Annotated in this window: 15 protein-coding genes; 9 read left to right on the top strand and 6 right to left on the bottom strand. The window is 45.0% G+C overall.

Features of this window, described 5'->3' with window-relative positions:
• Nucleotides 1-12: 12 nt before the first annotated feature.
• Together ACYQ28_RS11725 and ACYQ28_RS11730 are read right to left on the bottom strand one after the other, a co-directional pair.
• Complete coding sequence (locus tag ACYQ28_RS11725; protein WP_460052269.1) at nt 13-480, bottom strand: GNAT family N-acetyltransferase; 468 nt, start codon at nt 478-480, stop codon at nt 13-15.
• 9 nt (nt 481-489) lie between these two features.
• Nucleotides 490-1,365: a LysR family transcriptional regulator ArgP gene (locus ACYQ28_RS11730; protein ID WP_460052267.1), complete on the bottom strand. Its 876-nt coding sequence runs from the start codon at nt 1,363-1,365 to the stop codon at nt 490-492.
• A gap of 139 nt (nt 1,366-1,504) precedes the next feature.
• Here ACYQ28_RS11730 and ACYQ28_RS11735 point away from each other — a divergent pair, with 139 nt between their 5' ends.
• Nucleotides 1,505-2,125, top strand: coding sequence for a LysE/ArgO family amino acid transporter (locus ACYQ28_RS11735; RefSeq protein ID WP_460052265.1), 621 nt, complete (start codon nt 1,505-1,507; stop codon nt 2,123-2,125).
• Nucleotides 2,126-2,193: 68 nt separating this feature from the next.
• On the opposite strand, the gene ACYQ28_RS11740 is transcribed toward ACYQ28_RS11735, so the two are convergent.
• The 4 genes from ACYQ28_RS11740 to ACYQ28_RS11755 form a co-directional block, all read right to left on the bottom strand.
• The gene (locus ACYQ28_RS11740) at nt 2,194-3,597 is read right to left on the bottom strand and encodes a hypothetical protein (protein WP_460052263.1); all 1,404 of its coding nucleotides are present in this window, start codon (nt 3,595-3,597) and stop codon (nt 2,194-2,196) included.
• Nucleotides 3,598-3,638: 41 nt separating this feature from the next.
• The gene (locus ACYQ28_RS11745) at nt 3,639-5,075 is read right to left on the bottom strand and encodes a rhomboid family intramembrane serine protease (RefSeq protein WP_460052262.1); all 1,437 of its coding nucleotides are present in this window, start codon (nt 5,073-5,075) and stop codon (nt 3,639-3,641) included.
• Nucleotides 5,076-5,324: 249 nt separating this feature from the next.
• The gene (locus tag ACYQ28_RS11750) at nt 5,325-5,792 is read right to left on the bottom strand and encodes a 2TM domain-containing protein (RefSeq protein WP_460052260.1); all 468 of its coding nucleotides are present in this window, start codon (nt 5,790-5,792) and stop codon (nt 5,325-5,327) included.
• Nucleotides 5,793-6,195: 403 nt separating this feature from the next.
• Nucleotides 6,196-7,536 carry a TolC family outer membrane protein gene (locus ACYQ28_RS11755; protein ID WP_460052259.1) on the bottom strand — a complete coding sequence of 447 codons (1,341 nt, stop codon included), beginning with the start codon at nt 7,534-7,536 and terminating at the stop codon, nt 6,196-6,198.
• Between the two features lie 503 nt (nt 7,537-8,039).
• Between ACYQ28_RS11755 and ACYQ28_RS11760 the strand changes: the two genes are divergently transcribed.
• The 8 genes from ACYQ28_RS11760 to ACYQ28_RS11795 all read left to right on the top strand — a co-directional run bounded on the left by ACYQ28_RS11760 (nt 8,040) and on the right by ACYQ28_RS11795 (nt 20,711).
• Nucleotides 8,040-8,666: an NUDIX domain-containing protein gene (locus ACYQ28_RS11760; protein WP_460052258.1), complete on the top strand. Its 627-nt coding sequence runs from the start codon at nt 8,040-8,042 to the stop codon at nt 8,664-8,666.
• A 348-nt stretch (nt 8,667-9,014) separates the two neighbouring features.
• Nucleotides 9,015-9,476, top strand: coding sequence for a DUF1249 domain-containing protein (locus ACYQ28_RS11765; protein WP_460052257.1), 462 nt, complete (start codon nt 9,015-9,017; stop codon nt 9,474-9,476).
• A 250-nt stretch (nt 9,477-9,726) separates the two neighbouring features.
• Nucleotides 9,727-10,512, top strand: a complete 786-nt coding sequence (cpdA, locus tag ACYQ28_RS11770) for a 3',5'-cyclic-AMP phosphodiesterase (protein ID WP_460052255.1) — start codon at nt 9,727-9,729, stop codon at nt 10,510-10,512.
• A gap of 105 nt (nt 10,513-10,617) precedes the next feature.
• Complete coding sequence (locus ACYQ28_RS11775; RefSeq protein ID WP_460052254.1) at nt 10,618-11,211, top strand: YqiA/YcfP family alpha/beta fold hydrolase; 594 nt, start codon at nt 10,618-10,620, stop codon at nt 11,209-11,211.
• A 79-nt stretch (nt 11,212-11,290) separates the two neighbouring features.
• The gene (gene parE / locus ACYQ28_RS11780) at nt 11,291-13,174 is read left to right on the top strand and encodes a DNA topoisomerase IV subunit B (RefSeq protein ID WP_460052252.1); all 1,884 of its coding nucleotides are present in this window, start codon (nt 11,291-11,293) and stop codon (nt 13,172-13,174) included.
• 1,106 nt (nt 13,175-14,280) lie between these two features.
• Nucleotides 14,281-19,248 (top strand): RHS repeat-associated core domain-containing protein, encoded by a 4,968-nt coding sequence (locus ACYQ28_RS11785; RefSeq protein WP_460052251.1) that lies wholly within the window; start codon nt 14,281-14,283, stop codon nt 19,246-19,248.
• Nucleotides 19,249-19,587: a hypothetical protein gene (locus ACYQ28_RS11790; protein WP_460052249.1), complete on the top strand. Its 339-nt coding sequence runs from the start codon at nt 19,249-19,251 to the stop codon at nt 19,585-19,587.
• A 461-nt stretch (nt 19,588-20,048) separates the two neighbouring features.
• Nucleotides 20,049-20,711: an RHS repeat-associated core domain-containing protein gene (locus ACYQ28_RS11795; protein WP_460164713.1), complete on the top strand. Its 663-nt coding sequence runs from the start codon at nt 20,049-20,051 to the stop codon at nt 20,709-20,711.
• Nucleotides 20,712-20,781 lie beyond the last annotated feature (70 nt).

Raw genomic sequence — 20,781 nt, forward strand, 5'->3', positions numbered from 1 at the left:
TGATCTGTGGCTTTATTGGTTTTGGTATTCTTCGTACATCAGATAATAACTTTCATGCATGCCCAGGTTTTGATAGGTATTTTGCGCCGTAGTATTTTCTTTTTCTACGTATAAACGGTATCCGCACACATTGCCTTGGGTTTCGGCAATTTCTTTTACCGCCGTATAAAGTTGTTTGTACACGCCTTGGCGACGAAATGGTTCGGCCACATAAACACTTTGAATCCACCAAAATTCTTTATTGCGCCAATCGCTCCACTCTTTGGTAATCATTAAACTTCCAGCGACCACATCATTTTGTGTTGCCACTAAATAAAATCCGCGAGAAGGGTTTTTAAGAAGTTCGGTGACACCGGCGGTTAAAATGCTGGAGTCTAGCTCTTTGCCTTCGGTTTCTAAAGCCATGGCTTGGTTGAAATCAACCAGTGTTTGCAGGTCGGGCAATTGTCCCTGACGAATAGTGAATACAGATAAGGTCATAAAAAATTCTTAAAAATGTTGATGGCAATAATGAATTAATTTCGTGGTGAACGCGCGTAATAAATCGGATTTTACCGACCAAGTATGCCAGTAAAGAGGCACAGTAATGGGAATTTCTGGATTTAAAATTATCAGTTCGCCACGATCAATGTATTTTTGGCATTGTAATTGGGGAACAATTCCCCAGGCAAATCCGAGTTTAATAAAATCCAAATAGTTTTCAACGGATGGAATTTGATGGTAGCGGTAATCCGCCAAGGTAATATCAAAATGCTCCGCCAAATATTTTTCTTGCAGCTGGTCTTTGGGGCCGTAATGCAGGGCCGGTGCTAATTTAAAACGCTCGGTGCTGGGTTTTTCGGGAAAATATCGCGCATAGAATTCCGGCGTGCATACGCAGTGGTAAATCATTTCGCCTAAGGTGTAGCAATCGCAGCCAGATACCGCTTGAGATTCGGCGCTCACAGCGCCAACTACTTCGCCGGTGCGCAATAGCTGCAAGGTTTGGTCTTGGTCATCAACACGTAGATCGAGCAACACGGTTTTTTGCTGCATAAATTCAGCAGTTGCCTTCAAAAACCAGGTGGCAAGGCTGTCGGCGTTTACGGCAATGGTCAGTTTGTGAACGGTGTTATTGGTGCTGCCGAACATTTCAGATTCAAGCAGTTCGGCTTGGCGGTAAAAGCTCATAAGGCGCTTGCCCAGCTCGGTCGGCACGGGCGGGCTAGAGCGCAACAGTAGCGTTTGCCCAGATTGCTGTTCGAGCTGCTTGATGCGTTGCGATACCGCCGACTGGGAGATATTCAGGCGTTCCGCGGCGCGATCAAAGCTGCCGCTTTCGATTACGGCGGCCAGCGCGCGCAGTTGTTTGTTGATGAGCTGCATTAGAAAAACTTATCTGAGATAAATATATTTAGTTTTTGTGGATGAAAGCAGTGTCTTAAACTTAGCAGAACTTGTCCACAGTACCCGATGAATTCCTCATTGGTTTTATCTCTATCCCGTATTTTTTAAGAAGAAAACTATGACCAGCTTGTTGCCGATCGTTCAAGGCTATTCTTTGACTCTTGGTTTAATCGCCGCAATTGGCGCCCAAAACGCGCTGCTTATCAGCCAATGTATTCGTAATCAACACCAGTGGTTGATGGCCGGAATTTGTATGCTGATTGATATCATGTTGATCAGCGCCGGTGTGTTCGGTTTGGGCCTAGTTATCGAAAACGCGCCCGGTTTGATGATGTTTTTTAAATTAGGTGGCGCTGCCTTTCTGTTTTGGTACGGTGCGCGATCGTTTATGGAAATGCGTGTCGAGCAGAGTTTGGTGGCCGATGATCAGGTCGTTACCGCGCGTAGAACCATTATTCTCACTACCTTAGCGGTGAGTTTGTTAAATCCACACGTCTATCTTGATACCGTTATTTTGATTGGCTCGGTGGGTGCTGCGTTACCAGAAAATCACCAGTGGTTGTTTGCCCTAGGCGCTTCCTTGGGTTCTATCTCTTGGTTTATTAGCCTATGTTTGCTCGGTAAAATTTTGCAGCCCGTGTTTGCCAATGCCAATGCTTGGAAGGTGTTGCACGGTATTGTTGGTGTGACCATGTGGGCGATTGCATCGAGCTTGTTATACGCGGCCATTAGCGCGTAAGTGCTAAACGGCAAAAGTACTCAACTGGCTAGAAAAATAACCGCCAGAAAAGTAACAGTTAGGTTGATCTAGCGCGACATGAATTTTGCCAGCGGGTTGTCTTTGAGTTCTTGCTCCCGCTCGGCAGACATGTCCGCTTCAAGTTTGGCTAAAAACTTACGGTAGTTGTCGGCTTTGGCAGCAAGATTAGGCACCTTTTCAAGCGCGGTGACTAATAATGAGTAAGCAGAAAAGACCAACGACTTATCGTTAAAGCGTTTGTGGAAGTTGTTGAGTAGCTTAATTGCCGCCTTAGGATCGCCTTGGTTTAGTAGGTCCCGAGCCAGTTGAATACAAATATCGGGTTTTTGTGGCATGTAATCAGGCGCCACATTAATGATGGTTCTGTAGGTGCTTGTGGTTGCGAATTCTTCATTGCGTGACATAATTCTGGGTAGATAAGCGTCGGCATATCGAACCAACCCGTCTTTATCGTTTACCGCACACATCAATCGAAAGCATTTTTCCCAAAGACTTAAATTGTTGTAATTTTTGGGCAGAATTTCTTTGTAAATCTCTAACGCGTCTTGATAAAGACCTTCTTTTACCAACACCTCAATGTGTGCCAGACGCACGTCTAACTCCTGGCGTGGCTCGCGAATAACGCTGGAATCTGCGGCGTAAAATCCTAAGGCATCTTGTTTTTGGAAAACCAAATAACCCATCATGTGAAAGGTGATGATTTGGTAGTAACCAGAGATCATGCTGTTGGCAATGATTTGAATGTTGGAGTGACCCGCGCCGATTAATCCATCAAGTACCACCACCGACGACATCATAATGGCGATAAAAATTAACATGATTACATAGGATGCGCCGGTGGCCTTGATAAGCCGACTGATGTTACTCGGGTTCACCGCTTCCGGCAGTGAACCTTCGATGGCCAGTAAAATAAATACGGCGGGCAGCAAGAATAGTTCGAGCAGCACCATCACGATGGCGAGCTCTGCTCCTAAAAATGCGCTGGTAAAATGCAGTAACGCAAACGCCAAGATCATGATGCCGATAAGTTGAATCAGCAGTTTTAAGCCACCCTGTAAACTATCGACAACCTGGGGCGGTTCCATCACGCCCTCTGCGGTTTTTTCTAAACAATCGAATGAGTAGCGCAGCGAAATTGCCAGCGGCAAGATATACACCCAGAAAATACCAATGAACTGGGCGACTAGCGTCAATACGGTTGTCAGTGCAATGAGCTGAAGTGCTTGAGGTTTGAATCCGTAGCGGTAGATTTTATTCAGACGGCGCCAAAAGGGTTCAACACTGTAGGCAGCACCCAAAAAACTGAGTGGCTGGCGACAAATAAAACAGCGCTTGGCTTCATCGTTTTCAGATGCCACATTCTCGTCGCTACAGTTATCGCAGGTAAAACGCTTACAGTGGCGGCAGTAGTAACTGGCCGAGACCAGTGGATGATATTTGCAGTGGCTCATGAATGGCGACGATCGAGGTTTAACCTCGTAAATCCCTTAATTTATAGTTTGGCGGTAAGTTCATCGGCCAACTGATCATAGTGAAGTTTTTTGTCGATGTAACCTTCACGTTCATAAAAATGCGATAACCGGCGCGCTAGTTTGGCGCAGGCGGCACCCACGAAGTTATTTTCTAAAAGGTTTTTCAGAATTTTTTCGCTGGCCAAGCCTTCTTTATTATCCAAGAGTTTTAATGCAATTTGTGCTTGGGTTTCATTGGCAAACTCGAATTGCTCCGTCTCCCCTAGGCTTCGCCAGTAGTTAGACCAAGCGGTAGCCAGTCCTTCGAGCTTATTGTGTTGATTCAAGCACTCGATCAAAAATTCTCTCTGGTTTTCTCCGCCCACGGCTTTGAATAAATTAAGTTTGATCTGCAATAACGGTGTTTGCTCACCGTGGGTTGCGATCATTTCATCCACCAGTTTTAGTGCACGAGTAAAGTCGTAGGAGGCAATTGCGCGATATACCTTGTCCTGATCTTCTAAAAAAGTATCAACCTGTTGATTTTGTTGTAGATAATCTTGGTCGATGGCGCGGCTGTTGGTATAGAGCGTATAAAAAATCAATGATCCACCGGCTAAAAAACCACCGACGTGAGCGCTGTAGGCGACAGGCGAGTTGTCATCAAAAATAAGCCGCATTAATTCGCTGACAATATAAAACGGTAAAAGCCACAGAGCCGGTGCTCTAAAGTAGCCAACGAACACAAAAGCCCAATAAAAGAACTCTATTTTCTTCAACTGAAACAGGGTTACGTACATCGCCATAACCGCTGAAATGGCGCCACTTGCACCGACTAGATGCGTACTTCCGTCAAAGCTCGATGGAAAAATACAGTACATGAGGCCGCCGCCCATGCCGCCAATTAGGTAATAAATGACAAAGCGAGTTAATCCCAGCGCAGCCTCAACGGCGAAGCCGCAAATCAACAAAAACACCATGTTACCCAATAGATGCCAAGTATCGCCGTGTAAAAATTGGTGGGTGATTAGGGTGACAATGCTGAATTCTTTGGGACTTAAACCATAAGCGCGATGACTAACGGTGTTCACAATCGCTTGGACTTTTTCGCGATCGGTACGCCAGCGGTTTAATAAATCGGGATCACTTTTGTAAAAGGAGTCGGTCTCGGCAACAAATTCGGCGAATTTCTCGTTGAACACCATATCGCCGAGCACATCGTTAGGATTTTCACGTTTGTATTCGGCGAAGGTCAGTCCTGTTTTTTCGCCGTAGGTCTTCTCCCAAAAATTTTCGTAGGGCGCTAATTCGAGTTCATTAAGGCCGCGGCTTTGATATTCCCCAACTGCATGTTCGAACTTCTTGTCGTCACCACTTTGATAAACAAGGAACACCAAAATATTGATTAGAATTAACGCAAACACCGCAATCGGTGGGCGGGTCCAATCAATTCGCTTTTCTGTAGGTAAGACGACCATAGTTTCGCAATTTGGCAGTTGTAGGATTAATGTTTAGGACGCTTTAGAAGTGCGTCTACATCAGTGCTTTTCTCAGATGACATTGATGTCACACTATTTTGGCGATGCTGATCCTATTTTAGAAGAGTTTGCATCAAGAAATGTCATTCTTTACCCGGGTTTTGGTTATAAACCCGAGTAAAGAAGAATATGAAGAGATTTTTATTGGTTTTGCGGATAAAACACTGGTCTATTTATGACGTGTTATTTTTACAGCTTTCTGCCAAGGCGCTTTTCGATCTGACGTTTTTCCCAGTTAGCACCAAACAGGTTGGTGATTTCAAAAGCGCTCAATCCGTGACTGATAATGCCAATTCCCCAGCCCATCGCCGGCCACCAAGCCCAAATGTGCGAAGGATTTGTCGCCAAATTGATAATAAACAACAAGCTAATCACAGTTACATAGGTAACGCAGTGAGAATAGAAACTTTTTATCGATCTTACTTGATCAATTACAAGTTGTTCTTCCATTGTCATCGATGTGTCGTTTTGCATGTCTGGCTCCGTTTGTAATTTTTCGATCGTGGTTTCGAAAACAGCAGCTAAGGATTTCAAAGACTCCAAACTGGGCTTCTCGCCACGCTCGATTCTTTGAATCGTGCGAATGCTTAAACCACTTAGCTGGGCCAATTGGTCTTGGGACCAGCCGCGTTGCAATCGAAGTTTTCGAATGATCATATCGTTTTCCTATCTGCTGTAACGGCGTTAAAAGTAGTGCTAAAACGGCTTTGACGGTGACGACAGGCACCCGACAGCTTTATGACATGTTATAAAAATCAAGCACTTACAAAATTTTTTGGTTGTGGACAAATTCAGCACTTAAAAATCTGTGATGCATTTATGGTGCAACAATCTGGCATCAACCCTTCATAAAAAATGCTTTGGAAGCTGGAGTCAAACGATATAACAGTTCTTTGTAGTTGGGAGATGAGAGAGAAGGGTAGAGCGGATTGCGCGGCGAGAGGGTGTAGGTTTGAAAAGGTGCGAATCTTAAGAGCTTGAAGTATGTGCACCTATTAAATCGATTTGATAGGACAATCAATTTGATCGGACAACCAATTTAATAGGTGCACAGCAACGATTAATCTACACCGTAATTAGCACGGGTTTTTTCATCGGCAGAATCAAGCCAGTTGTTTAACTCTAAGATATCCCCCGGAGTTAAGGTGCCAGCAGTTTGCTTCAACGACAGCGTATCGATGATGTAATCGTAAAGCGCGTTGTAGTAGTTAGACTTGGCTTCAAACACACCTTGTTGAGCATTCAATACATCAACAAAATCACGGGTACCTACTTCGTAGCCCGCTTGTGTTGCCTCCAAAGAGCTCTCACTAGAGATGATGGCTTGTTTACGGGCTGAAACAGTCGCGACATCGGTTAACACACCCAAGTGCTGTGAACGTGCCGATTGGATAACTTCACGCTTGGTTTGCAAATACGATTCTTGAGTTTGCGTATATTGGGCGTGCGCTTGGCGTTTTTGCGCATTCAAACCACCGCCATTGGTGATTGGCAGGGTCACCGATACAGTAAAACCATCGCGATCGATATCTGGGTCGCCGTCAAAGTTGTGATCCTGTGACGCCAATAGCGTTGCATCAACGGTTGGTAAAATAGCACTGGCTGCTGCTTTGGAGCTTTGTCTTGCTGCTTCGGCGGCAAGTTTTGCAGCTTTCAACGAGTTGTTGTTTTGCAGAGCAAAATCGACCCACTCTTGGCGAGTGTTTGGTACAGGTTCGGTGACCGGGAAGTTGTCCGACAACGACGATACCGAGTTTTGCAAAGCACCGGTAATCACTTCGAGTGTGTCGTAGGCGCTGCCCAGAGTGTTGCGGTTACCTAGGGTTTGTGCGCGAGCACTGTCGTAATCAGCCTGAGCGTTATGCACATCGGTAATGGCCGTTAGGCCCACTTCAAAACGCTGCTGAGTTTGCTCCAACTGGCTTTTAAGTGCTTTTTCAAGCGCAATGGAGTTCTCCAACACGTCTGCGGCACGCAAGACATCAAAGTAAGCGTTGGCCACACGAAGAATAAACGCTTGCTCATCGGCAGCAAATTGCGCTTCTGCCTGATCAGTTAAACGTAAACCTTGTTTGTAGGTGTACCAAGCGTTTAGGTCGAACAATGCTTGGGTCAGTGAGATGGAGTAATTCACTGAACGCGATGCGGTATTAAAGTTACTGAATCCGGTTTCAATATTAATGTCGGAATATTCTGCCGACGCGCCAATGTTTGGCACAATCCCGGTTCGGTTGATGATTTTTGCCTGAATTCCGGCTCGGTAGGCGGCTTCGTCGGCTTTTAATTGGTGTTCATTTTCCAACGCGAGCTGGTAAACGCCTTTTAAATCGATGGCGAAGCTGGTCAATGGAGCGGCCAGTAACGAGAAAGATAACAGATACTGAAGTGGTTTTTTTACCATGCGTATGAAGCCTTTGATTCCATAAAATACCTTTTGGATTTACCAAAAGGCTTGAGAATTGGAGCGAGTTTGCATTATGAAGCGTGCAACATTCAGATGATTGATGGTTCGACGCGATTCACCAACACAGTTCGAGAGTGGTTTGTGGACGTTAACCCTAAGACGATATAGGTGTCGAGAGTCGTCGAGTTGTGACCTTTGACGTAAACGGAACGAAAATGGTTTCACTTCAATCAACGATAAATGCAATAGTCTGTTTATATGGGTGCTTAAATTACGGTTTCAAATGTCAATGAAAACACTCAGTCTTAAATGATGTGCATTGTTGGTGGATCCATTCTCATTCTCCTGTAATTTTATCGCTTCTCTATCGTTTGTCTTGCACAATCCTGCAAATATATTTAACAAAAGCCCAAAGATTATGGTCGCTGCGTAAGTAAGTGCTGCGAACCATTAAGAATTGTTGTGTGCAGGGCATTAACGCACTGATTTAGGAAAACTTTATGGATACAAGCAATAAGTCATCATTCACAGACCAAGACGTTACGCTTGAAAACACGCAGGTTGCCTATCAAGGCTTCTTTAAGATGCTCAAGTACACACTTAAGCATCGATTATTTAACGGCGGCTGGAGCAAAAATTTTTCTCGGGAGCTATTTGTGCGCGGCGATGCGGCTGCGGCTATTTTGTACGATCCAAAAGCCGATCAAATCGGCTATGTTGAGCAGTTTCGGGTAGGCGCTATGGCCGCCGGACAAAATCCATGGTGCTTGGAGGTTGTAGCAGGAATGATCGACAAAGGCGAAACCGGCCGCTCGACCATTGAGAGAGAGCTTGTCGAAGAGGCCGACTTTTATCCCGCAGAAATTATCGAAATAGGTTCTTATCTATCAACACCTGGAGGTTGTGACGAGCGCGTTTGGCTGTATTGCGCGCTGGGAGATCTTAGCAAGATTGGCGGTGTTCATGGTTTGGATGACGAAAACGAAGACATTCGTGTGCACGTTGAATCTGCGGAAACTGTGCTAAATCGAATCTTTACGGATCGGTTCAATAACGCTGCAACCGTTATAGCTTTGCAGTGGCTAGCGCTAAACCGAGCGCGACTTATCGAGGCGCATCGAGACTAACTCTTCTTTTGGGATTATCGGGAGAAGCAAAGCAAGTCTCCAAATCCGAAAAGTTGGCGTATTCATTGCGCCTAGCCATGTCTTTGGAAATTCGTTAATTTGGCTGACGGATTCTAAACTGAAGGAACCTCTGATTAACTCATTCATGATTTAATCAGAGAACAGAAATTGACAATGCGATTTCCAATTTCTTCACAATTTCAATCACTTACCGTTCTTGAAATTGGCGACACATCCTTGTGTCGCGAGAAACTCTAGGTTAATCAGAGTTTCCTGAACTAGAAACTGGCCGTTTAGGGCAATCATTTACCGTACAAAACTTACCGTACAAAAGAGTTGTTGGAGATTATGAACTCAGTACTTAAAGAACGCCGTCAGTATGTCGTCGACTTGCGCGCTCAGCAGGCTGAGTGTGATGCCAATTATCATCGCCTACTTAAACTGCTACCAACCATGGAGCCAAAAGAGTCTAGAGATTATGTGCTTGATGGTCGTCACCATCACAATCGCGAACAGGTTTCTCTAAAGGTTCTTGAGCAGGCGCCGTATACCTCCACCATTGAATTTAAACAGAGCGAGCCTAGTCATGGCTGGTCGCCCAACTGTGTTTTGCGTGTGCGTATGTATCACGATGCGAAAATGGCTGAGGTGGTTTCTTGGGATGAGCATTGGAACACACGTGCTCGATATCATTATCCCAACAAAAACATGTACCACGTAGATGAGAAGGCACAGCTCAACAAATTCTTAGGTGAATGGCTTGCGCATTGCCTATCGTGTGGTCGAGTTGACACTCAGAATGTCAGTTGACGGCTTGAAAATAGGTAGATTTTACAAGATTTCGACGCTTTGACGCTCCAATTTGTGTACTGGAGCATAAAATCAGACAAAAGATTCTCGAATTCAACCCGTATAGTTTCTGATCACCAATCTATTTTTGTATACTCCGAACTAAATAGCTCTGACTGTTCAGACCAACGGAGTTGGAACCTTGATATCAATATTTTCAGGGCTACTACGCAAAGCTTTAAACTCCGCAAAACGGGGGCAGACCTTGTATATGCACACATCAAAACCGATTCGTATCGCTCAAGTTACCGATCCTCATTTGGGTCGCAACTACGGCGATAAACTGCTTGGCGTTGACGCCGATCAAAGCCTACGGGATGTGTTGGCAGATCTGTCTGCTCACGACTTATTGATTGCATCTGGCGATATTTCTAACGACGGCAGCCCAGAATCTTACCGTCGCTTCGCCGATACCATCGCTGAGTTTGGGTTCTCTCGCTATGCGTGCTTGCCTGGTAACCATGATGACCACGAAGTCATGGCCCGAGTGATGGGGCCTGCGGTAATGAATCCGGTGTTGGTTCACGATTCGTGGATTTTCATATTGCTCAATTCACGAGTACCCGGATACGAGTACGGTGATCTTGCCGATACTGAGTTAACGTTCTTAGACAAAACGTTGGCGCGTCACCCTAATCACCACGTTATGGTGTTTTTGCATCATCAGCCGGTGCGTGTTGGTAGTGCTTGGATTGATCAGTACATTGTTCGCAGTGCCGATCGGTTTTTTAGCATCATCGACAAGCACAAAAATGTTCGCGGCGTTGCTTGGGGACATGTTCACCAAGATTTTCATACCGAGCGTAATGGTGTGCATTTGTTTGCCAGTCCATCAACGTGCATTCAGTTCAAACCCAATTGTGATGACTTCACATTAGATACTGAGATGCCCGGTTATCGAATGTTTGAATTACACGCCGATGGTCAAATCACGACGGAAGTTAATCGAGTGTCCGAGAGGGACTACAAGGTTGATTACAGTTCTCACGGCTATTAGTCTCCGGTCATATCTCTCAAATCCGCAAACCGCTTAGGCTGCGGATTTGGCATCACTAAGTTCATCGATTAGTATTCCTGAAGCATTAATTGGAATACACCAACCATGTCTGATGAAACTCTCTTATACATTCACGGATTTTTAAGCTCGCCGCAGTCTTACAAAGCGCAAAAAACCAAAGAATGGCTTGCTGAATGTCATCCCGAGATACGATTTGTTGCCCCAGAGCTAAGCCCATATCCTTTTGACGTTAGAGACACCTTGACGCAAATCGTTGAAGGTTTGGTCGGGCGCGTCTATTTAATGGGAAGTTCACTGGGTGGTTTCTGGTCTACTTATCTAGCCGAGCGCTACGACTTGCCAGCGGTTTTGATTAATCCTGCCTGTGAACCGCATAAGTTACTCCCGCGATATGTAGGTCAAACCGTGCAAAATTACCACTCCGAGCAGAGTTACCATTTAAGTCAGCAACATGTTGATGAGTTGGCCGAAATCGGAGCTGCTCCCATGACCAAGCCAGAAAACTATTGGTTAATGGCGCAAACCGGCGATGAAACCCTTGATTATCGCTTGGCTGTGGCCAAATACGCCGGTGCTCGTCAATTAGTTGAAGAGGGTGGGAATCATGGTTTTGAAGACTTCGAACGGCATCTACCCTCAACCGTTAGCTTTTATCGTGAATTCTTCCAAAAGGGCTAACTGATTGATTTTTGAGGGAATACATTTTTCCAAGAAACGGTTACGCTAGAACTATCGCCACTATTATTTGAACGCTTTCATGTCTAAATATACCTCTCAAGATATCGAAGTCCTAACGGGACTGGATCCGGTGCGAAAGCGCCCCGGCATGTACACAGAAACCACACGGCCAAACCATTTGGCACAAGAGGTTATCGACAACTCCGTGGATGAAGCCTTGGCCGGTCACGCCAATGAAATCATTGTTACTTTGCATAAAGATCACTCCATGACCGTTACCGATAATGGTCGCGGTATGCCTGTGGATATCCATCCCGAGCAAGGTAAACCGGGTGTTGAAGTGATTTTGTCTACCCTCCATGCTGGCGGCAAATTTAACAACAACAACTACCAGTTCTCCGGCGGCTTGCACGGGGTGGGGGTGAGTGTTGTAAACGCGCTGTCGAAGATACTTGAAGTAACCATTCGCCGAGATGGACAAATTCACCGCATCGGCTTTATGGGTGGTGACAAAGCCAGCGATCTAGAAGTTATTGGCACCTGCGCTAAAAAAGATACCGGCACCAGCGTGCGCTTTTTACCCGATCCTAAATACTTCGATACCTTCAAATTCTCGATTTCACGCATGCGCCACGTGTTGCGCGCAAAAGCGGTTTTATGTCCCGGTTTAAAGGTGGTTTTTAATAACCAGCAAACCGATGAAATCGACGAGTGGTATTTCGAAGACGGACTTAAAGATTATCTGTTAGCAGCAACTTCAGGCTGGACAAGCCTGCCGGAAGTGCCTTTTGTCGGGTCATTCACCGGTGAAACCGAAGGCGCCGATTGGGCCGTGCAGTGGTTGGTTGAAGGTGGCGAACTTATTCAAGAAAGCTACGTAAATTTAATTCCTACCTCCCAAGGCGGCACCCATGTTAATGGTCTGCGTACCGGCTTATTAGAAGCTTTGCGTGAATTTTGCGAGTTTAGAAACCTGCTTCCGCGCGGCATTAAACTAACGCCCGACGATATCTGGACTAACTGCTGTTTTGTTTTGAGTTCGAAAATGGCCGATCCACAGTTCTCTGGCCAAACCAAAGAAAAGCTCTCCTCCCGTGAGGCAGCAGCTTTCGTTTCGGGTATATCCAAAGATGCGTTCAGCCTATGGTTGAACCAGCACACCGGAGAAGGTGAAAAGCTTGCCGATTACTGCATCAGCAATGCCCAGCGTCGAGTGCGTTCCAGCAAAAAGATTGCCCGTAAAAAAATCACCCAAGGCCCCGCTTTACCCGGCAAACTGGCCGACTGCTCCAGTGACGATCCGGTTCGCGGCGAACTGTTCTTGGTGGAAGGTGATTCGGCGGGTGGTTCTGCCAAGCAGGCGCGCGATCGCGAATTCCAAGCCATCATGCCGTTGCGCGGTAAAATCTTAAATACCTGGGAAGTCGATAGTGCCGATATTCTTGCCAGTCAAGAAGTACACGATATTTCCGTAGCCTTGGGCGTTGATCCCGGTAGCGACAATATAGAAAGTCTGCGCTATCACAAGGTCTGCGTACTGGCCGATGCCGACTCCGATGGATTGCATATCGCCACACTGTTATGTGCATTGTTCGTCAAACACTTCAAACCTTTGGTAGAAGCTGGCCACATCTTCATTGCCATGCCACCCCTGTATCGAATCGACCTAGGCCAAGAGGTCTATTACGCCCTCGACGAACAAGAGAAAAACGGCATCTTAGAGCGACTAAAAGCCGAGAAAAAACGTGGCACACCCAACGTACAGCGTTTCAAAGGCCTTGGTGAAATGAACCCTATGCAACTGCGTGAAACCACCATGGCGCCAGACACCCGCAAACTCGTACGACTCAACATCGACGACGAAGAACAAACCTTCGGCACCATGGACATGCTGCTCGCCAAAAAACGCTCCGGCGATCGCAAAGTGTGGTTAGAGTTAAAAGGAGATTTGGCAGAGGTTTAATCGCTAATAAATAATATCTTTGAATTTTATAAGACAAGCCTCAGCAAATTTGTTGGGGCTTTTTTCTAGCGGTTGATGTGATAGATTTTTAAACTTAACAATTGGAAAGTCTTAATCACTATCAATGAGATACAAAAACCAATGAGATACAAAAACGTTATCTAAAACCATAATAGGTAGAGAACTCTTTTTGTTGGCGCTTTCCAAGCTTATTAGTGGAACTTGATGTTATTCGTAAAAACCGTATATATCTTTTAGCAAGCAATAATTTAAGTTATTTTAGGTTCGTAAATTATTCTCTAGTTACCGTTTTTAGTGTTACATCAATATAAGCCTGAAATTAATAACAAATAACACAGCTGCTTTTATTAAAAAAATAACATGCATTTAATGTATTTATTTGATTCGATAAAAATAAGCAGTTTCTTGCGTTTGCAACACTTTTAAAAAGCTCAAAGATTTTGTAAAAACTTTTGAAGCTGAAAATACTTTGCATTAATGCTAAGGGTCTTATCTGATTGCATCGCAATTACCAATCGCAACGCAAAGTACATTTAAAAAATGTTAACAAAGCTCAATAAGCCCCTTGTATCCCTACGAATCATGAGGCTGAGGTGTCCGGCGGCCAAGTTGACAGCTTTTCAAGGATTTCTTAAAACTGTTAGAAATAAAACAAACTATTTTCTGACATCAAAATTTACGAAACTCGCGTTAGCTAACACCTTTGTATGTTCTTTTTCTACGTATGGGTAATTGATAAGAATCCGGATTTGTGACGTAATCAGCGACTTGTCTAATTGGCGCAAATATCTGAGTTTTTCTTCTAGAATCTCAATTAACATCGTAATTGGATAGAATTTGATGTAAGTCTTGAGACTATCCTTAGCCCTGCATCACAAATTTGCTATCTGCCAATGTTTAAAGAAGTTGTTTAGGTTAAAAATAAACATATTCATATTTGTTTGTTGCGTTATTGTTTATTAAATTAGCAGAAAGAATTGAGCAATACAGAGCACCCGACACCGCCACACTCAACTTTAGAGTGTGTATGTGGTTTCCTGTTACTGATGGCTCTATCAATTAATTTCATTTAAGTTAGGGACACCATGTTTAACCTGCACGTAAAAGGTAAAGATGGCGAGCGCTTTTTGCTCTTACCAGGGTTAGGTACCTCCACACCAATCACAGGCGGGCCAACCGCTCAAGAAGCCAAAGCTATTTTAGATAACTTTGATGCCGCTGCCAGAAAGAAAATCTTTGAAGGTTTTTTTGGGCCCGGCAAGCCTATCGACCCGTTTGTTGAGCAAAAACAATTCCCTACCGGTAATGGTGTTTCTCGTCCCTCATTCAATCCTACCGCCCGAGCCGAAGATATTAATATCCATGTTGTTCGCTTGGGTATTGAAGATCGCATGGGTAAAGCACTATTTCTGGCATTTTTAAGTAAACGTATCGTTGTTAATGCGGCGCCACTTAATAATTACGAAAACGAAGAACGCAGTGCGAATTTAAAGGTGCAAATTCGCCAAGCCCTGCAAAAAATCATTGCCGAAGAAAAACGCGAAGCGGCAGCGATAGAAGCTAAACTCAGCAAACAGGGCTGGTGGGAGAAAACTAAAACTTATTCTGGGGCATTAGGTGACGGCCTATACGAGGCGGGCAAAGGTTTAGCTATATGGGCTAAAGATGTTGCCGAGGTTGCTGCCTATGTAAACCCAGTCCGTCAGGCCGTGGTGATTACAGGGTCATTAATTGAGCAAGGCGAACTCAGCTGGGAATCTCTCGAAAAAGCCAATAACACCTATCTTACTGGAGCAAAAAAAGAAATCGTCGATGTATTAGGGTTTGATCCTTCTGCGTTGACTGCCGAACAGTTCGATATGGCACTTGAAGTTGCCACGCTTATTTATAACGATTCCGGCTTGCGCAGTATTTTCTATAAATTTGCCAAAGACTACGCGGCTGCCCAGCATTCGCTTGAATTAACCGAAATGGCCGGTGGCGGCGTCTTTGAAATCATTCTCACCGTAGTTTTAGCGGCAGTAACCGCAGGTGCCGGGGCGGTAGCTTCTTTGGGCAGCAAAGTTCGTTACATGAAGAACTTCCAAAAAGTGGGTGATTTGGTGATGGACTACGTAAAAGTAATCCAGCGCCGCAAAAAGCTAGAACAAGAAGCCAATGCCAAAGTCAACAAGGGCACACTGTCTGATTTAACCACATCCGAGACCGTCGAGACCGATGCGCCCAAGAAAGCCTCCGGTGATGGCAGTAGCAAGGCTGATGAGTCTTCTAACCAAGCAGACGACGGAAAGTCTGGCGAAACGGATACCAAAACCTGCTCGCCAGATGCGGCTAATACCTGCACCAACGGTGAACCCATTAGCATGGTCACCGGCGAAGAGCTGTTGCAACAACAAGACTTCGTTTTACGTGGCCCCATTCCGCTGGCTTGGACGCGCACCTACCGCACCACCAATCCTCGCAACCGCACTCTGGGTTTCGGTTGGGGACATCCTGCTTGCGAAAATCTGTTTGAACTCGACGATAAACGCATTCGCTTTACCACCGGCGAAGGGCTTTACGTGGTTATTCCACGACCTAAACTGGGCGAGACCACACACAACAAAGCCGAAGGCTTGCGCTTAACGCGCTTCGAAAACGGCTACCTGCTGCAAAAGAAAGGTCACCCGCAAAAATTCTTCGAAGGCATTGGTTCGCGTAAAAAAATCAGCCGCTGGGTGGATACGCTTGGCAACGCCTTGACCTTCAACTACGACAGTGATCTGCGTCGTAAACTGATTTCAATCTCGTCAACAACTGGACAACAATTAGCCTTTACCTACAACGGTCAAGGCTTAATCACCGCCATTGATCTGGTGTCTTCAACTCAAGAATCGGAATCTACAGAGACATCACGAACTCTCGTTCGCTATCAGTACGATGAGCACGGTGATTTGATAGCCATTGTGGACGGTAACGACCACGCAGAAAAATTCGAATACACGAATCACATTGTTACCAAGCGCACCCTAAAAACCGGCTTCAGCTTTTACTTTGAGTGGGACAAGTTTGCCCCCGATGCCAAATGTACCCGCCAGTGGGGTGATAAAGGTCGTTACGACTATCGCTTTGAATGGGACGACGCCAATAAGCGCTCCAAAGCCATCGACAGCAATGGCAATGTGCTGCAATACGAATACAACGATCGCGGCCAAATCACCCAAGAAACCAACCCCGAAGGTGGCGTTACTCGAAACGCCTACGATGCCTACGGCCGCCTGATTCACACTCGCAACCCCAACGGCGACGCTACTCAATATCGATACGACGACAACGGCAATCTGATTGAAACCGTTGATGCCTTGGGTAATACCCAAAAGCTCACCTACAACGAAAACGATCAAGTTATAAAGTTGGTTGTTAACGATCAAACCCTTTTCCAGCGCAGCTACAGTAACAATGGTTTATTGATCGAACAGCAAGACGCCGAAGGCAACAAAACCGAATACCAATACGATCAACGTGGCTTCCCCACTAAGATCATTCGTCACGGCTTTGATGGCGAATCCATCAGCCAAGAATTACGCTGGAACGCTCTCGGTCAACTGATCCAAGAAACCAAACCCGACGGCAGCGAAGTCAGCTACAACTACGATAACCTCGGTAACATCACCCGCGTTGCAGCACCTTTAGGCACTCAACAATACCGCTACGACGATAACGGCAACGTCATTCTCGCCATCGACCACACCGGTGGTGTGACCCGTTTCGCCTATAACGAAAACAACCAGCTTACCCGTTACACCGATGTCAGCGGCCGAAGTACCGAATACCACTACGATGGTCTTGCTCAGGTGGTGAAAAAAGTACTGCCCAACGGTGCCGAACTGCATTACGAATACGACAAAGAACGCAATCTTACCGGCCTGATTAACGAAAACGGCGAACGCTACCAGCTGGAATACGACGGCAACGAACGCCTTACCAAAGAAATTGGCTTTGATGGCCGCGTACAAGCCTATCAATACGATGCCGCTGGATTCTTAGTCGCACACATCGAAGGCGACCACAACAACAGTCATCAAGTCAAGCTCAACACCACCCAATTTAAACGCGATGCGTTGGGTCGCTTACTTGAAAAACTCAGTCCCGATGGCGAAGTAACCACCTTTGCCTACGATAAGCATGGTCGTCTAGCTCAGGCCAACAACGCCTCCCAACAACTGCGTTTCCACTACAACGCCAGCGGCCGTTTGATTAAAGAACACCAAGGCGAACAGGTTTTACGCCATAGCTACAACAGTTTAGGTTTGCGCACCCAAACCACACTGCCCAGTGGCGATACCCTAAAGTATCGGTTTAATAACATTGGTCAATTACAGTCGGCCTCGTTTAACGACCAACTGATTACTAAACTAAAACACAACAATTTAGGCCAAATTGCCGAGCGCAAACAAGGCGAACTCACCAGCGAATACGACTACGACGCCATGGGCCGCTTGTCGGAACATCGCGTACTCAGCCAAGCGCAAAAACACGCCGTTATCCAGCGCAACTACCGTTACACCCAAGCGGGTAATCTAGAGAGCATCGACGACCTTAACAAAGGCAGCACCCAATACTTTTACGACGCGCTTGATCGCCTAAAACAAGTCGAAGGCTTTGTTAACGAACAATTCGACTTCGATCCGGCCAACAACCTTATTCAGCAAAGCGAACAGCCCAAAGCTGAGCAGGCGCAACAAAACCCAAATCGAGCCAAAGAAAACTCCAATCAAGCCACAGAAAATTCCCAAGAGTTTGCAAACAGCAACGTTGTTTCACTCGATAAAGCCCGCGAACAAAAAGCGGAAAAACAAACCAAAGGCAACCGCCTCGCCTTTCAAGGTGACAGACACTTCACCTACGACTCACGCGGAAATTTAATCAAAGAAGCGAGAGGCAAAAACGGCAAACTCATCACCGAATTCCGTTACAACGCCCAAAACCAATTAATCGAGATTGATAATTGCGGTACTAAAACCCAATACCAATACGACGCCTTGGGCCGCAGAACCAAAAAAATCAGTGCAGACACAGAAACCCAATTTCTGTGGAATGGCGACGTACTGTTAAGCGAAACCCAGTATGGGAAGAACGCAGAACAAAAAGAATTATTAAACGCAAAAATCTACGTCTTTGAGCCCAACAGTTTCAAACCGCTAGCGCAAATCCAAAACAATGAGATTTATCACTACCACCTAGATCACCTAGGTACACCCCAAGAACTGACCGCCAACGACGGTAGCATCGTATGGAGCGCCCAATACAAAACCTACGGTAACCTCGCTTTAAAAACCGTAGAAACAATCGAAAATAATATAAGATTCCAAGGCCAATACTTCGATAGTGAGACCGGCTTACACTACAACCGCCACAGATACTACAACCCCAATACCGGGCAGTTTACCCAACAAGACCCCGTTGGGTTATTGGGTGGGTTGAATAACTACCAGTACGTGCCTAATCCGGTTGGATGGGTGGATCCGTTTGGGTTGACTAGTAAAGATTGCCCTCCCTCTTATGATGTGGTTTTTGCCGGTCATGGCTCTATCGATCCAGCAAAGGTAGTAAAAATACCAGAGGGTACTTACCTTACGGTTTATTCAAGGGACGGAGCAACTATATCCGATGACCTAGGAAGGCTCATTGAATCAAGAGGAAATGTTCATAATATCGGTGCTGAGCCCGGCAGTGATTTAGCCGAATTTATCACTTCAGGGGGATCTCTGGGTGGCCTTTATCGAAGGACTTATGGGCCCGGTGAAACAGCTCCCATGTATGTATTGCATAATCCCATGGATTACCCACCTTTAGAAAATATAAATCCAAACTCCACAACGGTGGGAAATTCTACCAATATAGATGTGCTTCTAAAGGAAAACATGGGTCATTGTCATTGGGCCGCATGTACAAGTATTGACGGACACATAAATGAAGATGTTATGCATGACATACGTGGCGTTTATAAGTTTGAAAATGATAAAATATTTCAAGAAAATGAAGATGGAAGTTGGATTGAGGTAGGAGATTAAATGTCATTTGTGAAAAAAAAATATGGACGAGTTCTAAAATCACCTTATTCGCATAAACTTTTACCTGTAATTTATACATGGGATTATGAAGCGAAACAAGATCCTGAAGAGTTCAGCTTTGTGGATATTGATGATGAATTTGTGAATATTTTAAATAAATTAATTCAAGATTCAGAGAAAAATAGGCCCATCCTTGATAAGTGTGGTGAAAAAAAATTTATAGAGTTGCGAGGAGATTATCTCTTTCATATACCAATTGATTTTTGTGTAATACTAGAGTCTGGATACAAACCACCTAGACAATTAGTTGATACAATATATCAGATATATGAATCCTAACACTGGCTTTCATATTACAGAGATGGGGATTAAGGTAGAAACATTAACTGGTTAAATAATTAAAAATATAAATGGTTGAAGTAGCTAAGAACTAGTATCTAGTCAAAGAAAATAGCGAACTTTATCAGCTAGAAGAAAGTGTAATGAGACATCCATGAATTTGTGAAAGAAGCCAGAGCCAAAAACGGCAAGCTAGTCACAAGCTTTACCTACAACACCCAAACCAATTAATCGAAATTGATCATTGCGGTACTAAAACCCAATACCAATACGACGCATTAGGTCGCAGAATCAAAAAGATAAGCTCTGATGCAGAAACTCAATTTCTGGGGAATGGCGACGTACTTTTAGGTGAAAGCCAACACGCGAAGAGTGCAGAACAAAAAGAATTATTAACCGTAAAAATCTACGTCTTTGAGCCCAACAGCTTTAAACCGCTGGCGCAAATCCAAAACAACGAAATCTACCATTACCATCTCGATCACCTAGGCACACCACAAGAACTGACCGCCAACGACGGCAGCATCGTATGGAGCACCCAATATAAAACCTACGGAAACCTCGCCTTAAATACCGTAGAAACAATCGAAAATAATATAAGATTCCAAGGCCAATACTTCGACCAAGAGACCGGCTTACACTACAACCGCCACCGGTATTACAATCCCAATACCGGACAATTTACCCAACAAGACCCGATTGGGTTATTGGGAGGATTAAATAATTATCAATATGCGCCTAATCCGGTTGGGTGGGTTGATCCGTTTGGACTTTCATGTAAAGAGGGAAATGGGGAAATTCCTGAGAATTACGATCCTCTAACGGATACTTATATTGGCTCGCATGGTTTTAGAGCGCCAGATGGTGATCAAGAAGAGTTAGTAACTGTGTATAGGGGAGTTCATCCAGATCATCCAGATTATAAGAATGCGATTAATGGTGAATCAGTTCCTTGGGGAGGTCATAGGGATGTTGAATTACATAATTACGGTGATAATCAAAGCGATTTTACTTCATGGACAACAAATCCAAATATTGCGCGCCGTTTTGCTAAAAATGAACCTGCTTCAATAATTCTCGAACAACAAGTAAAAAGAAAAGATCTTATATGGTCTCCTGTGTAGTGGTCAATTATTTTCATACCACCCTGTAGGAGGTTTTTATCATTTAAATGCTTTCTCAACTTCAGCTGGT

It is taken from the genome of Sessilibacter sp. MAH1 (assembly GCF_054658315.1).